General features: G+C 44.8%; 1 protein-coding gene. It reads right to left on the reverse strand.

Going from position 1 to position 444, the window contains the following annotated elements; genetic code table 11:
* Positions 1–444: hypothetical protein (locus KH400_RS29695; protein ID WP_217228016.1), on the reverse strand; the 444-nt coding region annotated here is incomplete at both ends.

Here is a 444-nt window from a genome sequence, read left to right on the forward strand (position 1 = left end):
CCCTCTCTTTCTTCCCTCTTTTTCCCTTTTTTTCCTTTTCTCTCCTTTCTCTCCTTTCCTCTTTCTCCTCTCCCTTCCCCCTTCTCCCCCTCCCTCTTCTTTTTCTTCTCCTTTTTTCTCCTTCTTCTTTTTCCTTCCTCTCTCTTTTCTTCCTCTCTTTTCCTTCTTTCTCTTTCCTTTTTTCTTTCTCCTCCCTCTTTCTTTTCTCTTCCCTTCTCCCTTTTTTCTTTCCCCTTTTCTCTTCTTCCCTTTCTTCTTCCTTCCCTCTCCCCTTTTCTCCTCTCCCTTCTCCCCTCCCTCTCTCCTTCTCTCCTTCTTTCCCTTCTTCCTCTCTCTTTCTCTCTTTTTCTCTTCCTTTTTTTTTTCTTCCTTTTCCCCCTCCCCTTTTTTCCTCCTTTTCTTCCCTTTTCCCCCCTCCCTTCCCTTCCCCTCTTTCTCTTCCTT

The sequence above is a fragment of the Desertibacillus haloalkaliphilus genome (assembly GCF_019039105.1).
Classification (GTDB): domain Bacteria; phylum Bacillota; class Bacilli; order Bacillales; family KJ1-10-99; genus Desertibacillus; species Desertibacillus haloalkaliphilus.